We start from the raw sequence: 7,099 nt of genomic DNA, 5'->3' as shown, positions 1-7,099 counted from the left end.
GCGCGGATCGCGCGGACGGCCTCCCGGGCCGAGGCCTTGTCCCGCGCCGAGATGAAGACGCACTCGGCGTGCCGTCCCGCGAAGGCGCGGCCGCGGCCGGAGGCGCCGGCCTGGTAGAGGACGGGCGTCCGCTGCGGCGAGGGCTCGCATAGGTGGTAGCCGTCGACCGACAGGAACTCGCCGCGATGGGAAACCGGCCGGATCAGCGCCGGATCGCTGAACACGCGGCCCTCGCGGTCCCGGCGCACCGCCGCGTCGTCCCAGCTTCCCTCCCAGAGCTTGTAGAGCACCTCCAGGTACTCGTCGGCGTAATCGTAGCGCCGGTCGTGGGCCGGAAGCGCCTCGCCGCGGCCGCGGTGGGCGCTCTCGAGGTAGCCGGTGACGACGTTCCAGCCGACCCGCCCGCCGGTGAGGTGGTCCAGCGTCGAGAGGCGCCGGGCGAAGGTGTAGGGCGCCTCGGCGAAGACGTTGAGCGTGATGCCGAAGCCCAGGTGCTCCGTCACCGCCGCCATGGCCGGAACGATCAGCGTCGGGTCGTTCACCGGCAGCTGCACGGCCTCCCGCGCCGTCACGTCGATGCCGCCGCCGTAGATGTCGTAGACGCCGAGGATGTCGGCGATGAACATCCCGTCGAAAAGGCCGCGCTCCAGAAGCTTCGCCTGGTCCGTCCAGTAGCGCAGGGTGTTGTACTCGGCCGAGCGGTCGCGCGGATGGGTCCACAGGCCGTGGTTGATGTGGCCGACGCAGTTCATGTTGAACGCGTTGAGCCGGATCTGCTTGGCGGCGCCTGTCATCGCGCCCGAAGCCTCCGCACCACGCTGTCGCCCGTGAACTGCACGAGGCAGACGAGGACGATCAGGATCGCGATCACCACCGACATCACGGTCGTGTCGAAGCGCTGGTAGCCGTAGCGGATCGCCACGTCGCCGAGCCCGCCCGCGCCGACCGCGCCGGCTACGGCCGAGGCGCCGATCATCGAGACGATGGTGATGGTGAAGCCGCCGACGATCCCCGGCAGGGCCTCGGGCAGCAGCACGTGGAGCAGGATGTTGCGGCGTCGGCAGCCGATGGATTGGGCCGCCTCGACCAGTCCCGGATCGACCTCTCGCAGCGAGACCTCGGCGATCCGCGCGAAGAACGGCGTCGCGCTCACCGCCAGCGGAACGATGGCGGCCCAGACGCCGATCGTGGTCCCGACGACGAGCCGGGTGAACGGGATCAGCGCGACCAGCAGCACGATGAAGGGCACGGCGCGAAAACCGTTGACGACAACGCCGACGAGGCGGTTCGCCCGCGGGGCCGGAAAGATGCCGTTAGGCCCGGAGGTGACGAGGAACAGCGCGAGCGGGATGCCCGCCAGCACCGCGATCCCTGCCGACACGCCCACCATGAAGATCGTGTCGAACGCCGCCTGCCAGAGGCGGTCAATCATCTGCGGCGACATAGCCGATCCCCTCCACGGTTTCCCCGATGGCCCTCAGTCGGGCCTCCGCCTCCGTGCCCTCGGCGGCGATGAGCATGCGGCCGACGGCGTGCCCCTGGATGCACTCGACGCCCGCCTGCAGGAGCCGGACCGTGCCGCCCGTCGCCGCGACGAGGGCCGACAGGTCGGGCGCGGACCGTCCGGAATAGGTGATCCGCAGCACGGCCTGCGCGCCCGGCACGGGATGCGGCAGGAGCCGCTGCGCCAGCTCGTCGGGCACGTCGCGGGTAAGCGGCGCGAGCAGCGCCCGCGTCGCCGGGTGCTCGGGCGCGCCGAACACCCGCCAGACCGGCCCGGATTCGGCGACCCGCCCGGCTTCCAGCACCACGACGTCGGTGCAGACCTCACGGATCACGCTCATCTCGTGCGTGATGAGGATGATGGTCAGGCCGAGCCGCCGGTTGATGTCCCTCAGCAGGCCGAGGATCGACAGGGTGGTCTCCGGGTCCAGCGCCGAGGTCGCCTCGTCGCAGAGCAGGATTTCGGGGTCGCTGACCAGGGCGCGGGCGACGCCGACCCGCTGCTTCTGCCCGCCCGAGAGGCGCGACGGATAGGTGTCGGCCTTGCCCTCCAGGCCGACGAGGCGCAGCACCTCGTCCACCCGGCGCGCGATCTCCGCCGGCCTGATCCCGGCCACCTTGAGCGGCAGGGCCACGTTCTGCCGGACGGTCTTGGCGGACAGCAGGTTGAAGTGCTGGAAGATCATGCCGATGCGGCGGCGCAGGGCCACGAGGCCAGCCGTACGCAGGGCCTCGATCGGCTCGCCGTCGACCAGCACCCGGCCCGAGGTCGGCTCCTCCAGCCGGTTGACGGTTCGGAGCAGGGTCGACTTGCCGGCGCCCGAGCGGCCGATGATGCCGAAGATCGCCCCGGACGGAACGTCGAGGCTGACGTCGTCCAGCGCGCGGACCTCGCCGCCCGCGGAGCGGTACGTCTTCGAAACGTTCTCGAACCGAACGGTGCCGGCGCCGCGCCGGGCCGCCGAGTCCCGGACGGCAGAGATCGCGTCCGCCGCGAGCAGGTTCGGCCTCGCCGAATCCGTCGCCCCGAGGCTGTCCAAGGCCAAGCTCACCATTGTCAATTCTGCCACGCGAGCAGGTACAGCTTGTCGCTGCCGGCGAAGGATGTCTTGATCTGCTGCTTCACGGCCTCGGAGTTCTGGAAGATCTGGACGAATTTCCGGATCGTCGGGTCGTCCTTGCGGGCGGCCTTGGTGACGAAGCTCACGGCAAACAGCTTGTCCTCGATGCCGGAATAGATCAGCCCGCTCGTCGGATCGAAGGCGCCGGCGGCGACGATGAAATGCGGGTAGCCCTGGGCGAGGTCGACGTCGCCGGTGATCCGCACCAGCTGCGGCCCCTCGACTTCGGTGAATTTCAGCTTCTTCGGGTTCTCGACGACGTCGTCGACGGTGCCGAGGAAGCCGACGTCGTCCTTGAGCTTGATGAGGCCGGCCTTCTGCAGCAGCAGCAGGCCTCGGCCCTGGTTCACCGGATCGTTGGCGATGGCGACCTTGCCCCCCGCCGGGACCTGGTCGAGGCTCTTATGCTTGAGCGAGAACAAGCCGATGTTCTGCAAGATGCCGAGCCCGACGATGTCGAACCGGTAGCCCTTCTGCTTCGACGCGTTCTCCAGGAAGGGGCGATGCTGGAAGAAGTTCAGGTCGATGTCGCCGGCATCGAGGGCGACGTTGGGCGTCGTCCAGTCGCTGAACTCGATCACCTTCACGTCGATGCCCTGCGCCTTGGCCTCATTGGCGGCGGCGGTGACGGCATCGCTGTAGGCGCCCGGCACCGTGCCGACCTTCAGGGTCTCGGCCTGGGCGGCCATCGTGCCGACAGACAGGAGGGCGATGGCGAGGGTCTTCAGGAAGCGCATCGGTCGTGGACTCCGCTCGCCCGTTTCGGCGAGGACAGGGCAGGATGGGGCTGTCGAAGGGCGGGTGATGGCCGCGTCCGCGCCGGTCAGGACGGGCGGACGGGGACGACCGAGCCGCGGTAGCGTTTGCCGATGAAATCCGCGACCTCGGCCGAGGTCAGCAGGGTTCCGAGGCGCAGCACCCGGGGATCCTTCGCCAGGCCCTCGGTGGTGACGAGGACGTTCGCATACGGATTGCCCTCGGCACGTTCGAGCGCCAGCGCATCCCGCGCAGGCTCCAGCCCCGCTTCGAGCGCGTAGTTGCCGTTGATGACCGCGAGCGCCACGTCGTCGAGGGAGCGCGGCAGTTGCGGCGGGGCGATCTCGACGAAGCGGAAGTTCTTCGGGTTCTCGACGATGTCGTCCACGGTGGCGTTCACGTCCGCCGCCTTCGCCCGCAGGCGGATCAGGCCGTTGGCCTGAAGCAGCGACAGCCCGCGGCTGGTGTTGGAGACGTTGTTCGACAGGGCGACGGCGCCGCCGGCCGGCAGGTCCGCGAGCGCCTTGGCACGGCGGCTGTACAAGCCCAGGGGCTCGACATGCACCGCCGCGACGACGGCGAAGCGCATCCCCATGGCGGCTTCCTCAGAGCGTAGGAAGGGGACGTGCTGGAAGAAGTTGGCGTCGGCGTCGCCGTCACGCAGCAGGGCGTTCGGGCGCAGATCGCCCGAGATCTCGATGACTTTCAGCGGCAGGTCGGGGGCGAGCTTGTCGACGACGAACTCGAGGATCTCCGCATGCGGCAGCGAGGAGGCCACGACCCGCAGGGGCGCCGAGGCGGCGCGGGCCGGTCCGATGCTCAGGGCGAGGGCGCCGGACAGGAAGACGCGACGGGTCGATGCAGGCACGGCGCACGCTTTTCGATTGAATTTCGGTGACGAAGACTGGTCTTGGTATCTCGAAACCAAGGTTCCGCATCAAGAGCAGCGATTGCCGAATTTCGGCCCGTTCGAAGGGGATCGTCACCGTGTTTCGCGGTGCGAGGATAGCGATGTTCTCCTGGCCTGTTGTCGCGACGGGATTCACGCCGAGGCGGCATCGTCGCGCCGGCCGCGATCGCCTCCGGCGTGCCCGCGACGATGGGAGGGCCGACCCAGAAGTTAGCCGACTTTCCGACGCGCCTTGGAACGCCTCAGCTTGGTCTCGGGTTTTGCTGCCACGCACGCAGCCAACGGCAGTTCGGCCGAGCGTCACGGTCACCCGAGGGGTCGTTCGATGCTTGGCTGGTTTCGCGCCCTGATGCCGCGGGAAGACCGCTTCTTCGATCTTTTCGCGCGCCATTCCCAGACCTTGGTCGCCGGCGCGGAAGCCCTCCAGGGCGTGCTGCAGGGCGGTGCGGAGGTTCCGCGTTACTGCCAGGTGATCGTCGACCGGGAGCAGGAGGCGGACGCCATCGCCGCCGAGGTCCTGCTGGCGGTGCGCCGCAGCTTCATCACCCCGTTCGATCGCGGCGACATCAAGGACCTGATCCAGTCGATGGACGACGCCATCGACCAGATGAACAAGACCGTGAAGGCGGTCCAACTCTACGAGTTGCGCGACTTCACCCCCCTGATGCGCGCCATGGGCGAGACGGTGATCGAGGCGGCCCGCCTCACGGCCGAAGCCGTGCCGCTACTCAACGCGGTGGGAAGCCATGCCGGGCGCATCAACCAGCTCACCGAGGCGATCACCCAGATCGAGGGTCATTCGGATGCGTTGGAGGAGCAGGGCCTGAAGGCGCTCTATCAGGCGCATCGCCGCGACGGCGGGGACGGCGACGCGATGGCCTACATGATCGGCGCGGAGATCTACGGGCACCTGGAGGACGTGGTCGACCGCTTCGAGGACGTCGCCAACGAGATCAGCGGCATCGTGATCGAGAACGTGTGACCGCCATGGAGGTCACCACCCTCGCCCTCCCCTACCTCGTCGCCCTGATCGCGGTGGCGCTGGTCTTCGACTTCCTCAACGGGCTGCACGATGCGGCCAACTCCATCGCCACCATCGTCTCGACGCGGGTCCTGCGGCCGCAATATGCGGTGCTCTGGGCGGCGTTCTTCAACTTCATCGCGTTCCTGTTCTTCGGCCTGCACGTGGCCGAGACGCTGGGGACCGGCATCGTCGACGCCGGGATCGTCGACCCGCAGGTGATCCTCAGCGCCCTCGTCGGCGCCATCGTGTGGAACGTCGTCACCTGGGTGTTCGGCATCCCGTCGAGCAGCTCGCACGCGCTCGTCGGCGGCCTCGTCGGGGCGGGCGTCAGCAAGGCGGGGCTCGGCGTCGTGGTCTGGTCGGGCCTGGGCAAGACGGTCGCGGCCATCGTGCTGTCGCCGCTCATCGGCTTCGTCCTGGCGCTCGTGCTCGTGCTCGTCGTGTCCTGGAGCTGCGTGCGGGCGACGCCGTTCGGCGTGGACAAGACCTTTCGCGTGCTGCAGTTCGCCTCCGCCTCGCTCTACTCGCTCGGGCACGGCGGCAACGATGCGCAGAAGACCATGGGCATCATCGCGGTGCTGCTCTACTCGCAGGGCCGGCTGACGGGCGACTTCCACGTGCCGCTCTGGGTGGTGCTCGCATGTCAATCCGCGATGGCGCTGGGCACGCTGTCGGGCGGCTGGCGGATCGTGCACACGATGGGATCGCGGATCACCCGGCTGAACCCGACGCAGGGCTTCTGCGCCGAGACCGGAGGGGCCATCACGCTGTTCCTGGCGACGTGGCTCGGCGTGCCGGTCTCGACGACGCACACGATCACGGGCGCGATCATAGGGGTCGGCGCGGCGCGGCGGACCTCGGCTGTGCGATGGGGACTTGCCGGCAACATCGTCGTCGCTTGGGTCGTCACCCTGCCGGCTGCAGCCGGCATCTCGGCGGCCTGCTACGCGCTGACCCGGCTTTTTTGAGCTGAGAAGCCGAACGGACGGTGCTCATCCGCGGTCGAACGGTTCACCGGAACGCTTTCGACGACGAAAGCGGCTCCGGCATCACCGCGTCCGTTCGCGTCGTCCAGGCGTGACCGGCCATGCCGGCCAGCATCGCGAGCACGAACACGACGACCGGCAGGCCGCCGATCGACAGCGCCGCGACGGCCGGGCCGGGACAGAAACCGGACAGCCCCCAGCCGATCCCGAACAGGGCGGACCCGCCGACGAGGGCCGGATCGATCCGGCGGTTCGTCGGAATTTGGAAGCGTTCGTCGAGGACCGGCCGCGGCAGGCGGCGGGATAGCAGGTAGCCGAGCGCCGAGACCGTGACGGCGCCGCCGAGCACGAACATCAGGCTCGGATCCCAAGGTCCGGTCACGTCGAGGAAGCCGCGGACCCGCACCGGATCGAGCATGCCGGAGAGCGACAGGCCGAGACCGAAGATCAGGCCCGCGGCGAGCCCCGCGAGGATGCGCCAGAGGCCGATCACCACGACACGCCCGAGGTCGGCATCAAAGTGCGCATCAGCGCCACCGTCGCCATGCCGGCCGCCAGGAAGGTGAGCACGGCGACGAGCGAGCGCGGCGACAGCCGCGCCAACCCGGCGACGCCGTGGCCGCTGGTGCAGCCCGAGCCGAGCCGGGTGCCGAACCCGACGAGGAGGCCCGCGACGACGAGAACCGGCAGGGAGGCGACGATCCGCATCTCCGGCCAGGCCCCGGCGAGCCACGCGAAGGCGGGTGGCCCGAAGAGCAGCCCGGCGACGAAGGCGGCGTCCACGCGCCGGCGCTCGCCC

Annotated in this window: 9 protein-coding genes; 2 read left to right on the top strand and 7 right to left on the bottom strand. The window is 69.3% G+C overall.

Features of this window, described 5'->3' with window-relative positions; all coding sequences use genetic code 11:
- From FV222_RS13360 to FV222_RS13340, 5 genes are all read right to left on the bottom strand, one after another.
- A partial coding sequence (locus FV222_RS13360; RefSeq protein WP_147814622.1) for an NtaA/DmoA family FMN-dependent monooxygenase occupies positions 1–794 on the bottom strand: 794 nt, incomplete at its 3' end.
- Positions 791–1,444, bottom strand: a complete 654-nt coding sequence (locus FV222_RS13355; RefSeq protein ID WP_147763921.1) for a methionine ABC transporter permease — start codon at positions 1,442–1,444, stop codon at positions 791–793. The genes FV222_RS13360 and FV222_RS13355, both read right to left, overlap by 4 nt.
- Positions 1,425–2,504 (bottom strand): ATP-binding cassette domain-containing protein, encoded by a 1,080-nt coding sequence (locus tag FV222_RS13350; protein ID WP_246685451.1) that lies wholly within the window; start codon positions 2,502–2,504, stop codon positions 1,425–1,427. Before FV222_RS13350 ends, FV222_RS13355 begins: the two co-directional genes overlap by 20 nt.
- 56 nt (positions 2,505–2,560) lie before the next feature.
- Entirely contained in the window at positions 2,561–3,361 is an 801-nt protein-coding gene (locus tag FV222_RS13345; RefSeq protein WP_147763919.1) for a MetQ/NlpA family ABC transporter substrate-binding protein, read from the bottom strand.
- An 86-nt stretch (positions 3,362–3,447) separates the two neighbouring features.
- Positions 3,448–4,248 carry a MetQ/NlpA family ABC transporter substrate-binding protein gene (locus FV222_RS13340; protein ID WP_246685450.1) on the bottom strand — a complete coding sequence of 267 codons (801 nt, stop codon included), beginning with the start codon at positions 4,246–4,248 and terminating at the stop codon, positions 3,448–3,450.
- 367 nt (positions 4,249–4,615) lie between these two features.
- Here FV222_RS13340 and FV222_RS13335 point away from each other — a divergent pair, with 367 nt between their 5' ends.
- Positions 4,616–5,272: a DUF47 domain-containing protein gene (locus FV222_RS13335; RefSeq protein WP_147750649.1), complete on the top strand. Its 657-nt coding sequence runs from the start codon at positions 4,616–4,618 to the stop codon at positions 5,270–5,272.
- Positions 5,273–5,277: 5 nt separating this feature from the next.
- Positions 5,278–6,282: an inorganic phosphate transporter gene (locus FV222_RS13330; protein ID WP_147750684.1), complete on the top strand. Its 1,005-nt coding sequence runs from the start codon at positions 5,278–5,280 to the stop codon at positions 6,280–6,282.
- 43 nt (positions 6,283–6,325) lie between these two features.
- Here FV222_RS13330 and FV222_RS13325 read toward each other — a convergent pair whose 3' ends face one another.
- On the bottom strand, positions 6,326–6,796 hold the full coding sequence (locus tag FV222_RS13325; protein ID WP_246685449.1) for a YeeE/YedE family protein: 471 nt from the start codon (positions 6,794–6,796) through the stop codon (positions 6,326–6,328).
- Positions 6,790–7,099: YeeE/YedE family protein (locus FV222_RS13320; protein WP_147814620.1), on the bottom strand; the 310-nt coding region annotated here is incomplete at its 5' end. The genes FV222_RS13325 and FV222_RS13320, both read right to left, overlap by 7 nt.

This window comes from Methylobacterium sp. WL103 (assembly GCF_008039885.1).
GTDB lineage: Bacteria > Pseudomonadota > Alphaproteobacteria > Rhizobiales > Beijerinckiaceae > Methylobacterium > Methylobacterium cerastii.
The sequence above is the reverse complement of the archived record's forward strand: the minus strand, read 5'-3'. Positions and strand labels throughout refer to the sequence as shown.

Excerpts from the sequence above, each read along its gene's own strand:
- FV222_RS13345 (WP_147763919.1), bottom strand. The coding sequence starts at position 3,361 with ATGCGCTTCCTGAAGACCCTCGCCATCGCCCTCCTGTCTGTCGGCACG.
- FV222_RS13335 (WP_147750649.1), top strand. The coding sequence starts at position 4,616 with ATGCTTGGCTGGTTTCGCGCCCTGATGCCGCGGGAAGACCGCTTCTTC.
- FV222_RS13330 (WP_147750684.1), top strand. The coding sequence starts at position 5,278 with ATGGAGGTCACCACCCTCGCCCTCCCCTACCTCGTCGCCCTGATCGCG.
- FV222_RS13355 (WP_147763921.1), bottom strand. The coding sequence starts at position 1,444 with ATGTCGCCGCAGATGATTGACCGCCTCTGGCAGGCGGCGTTCGACACG.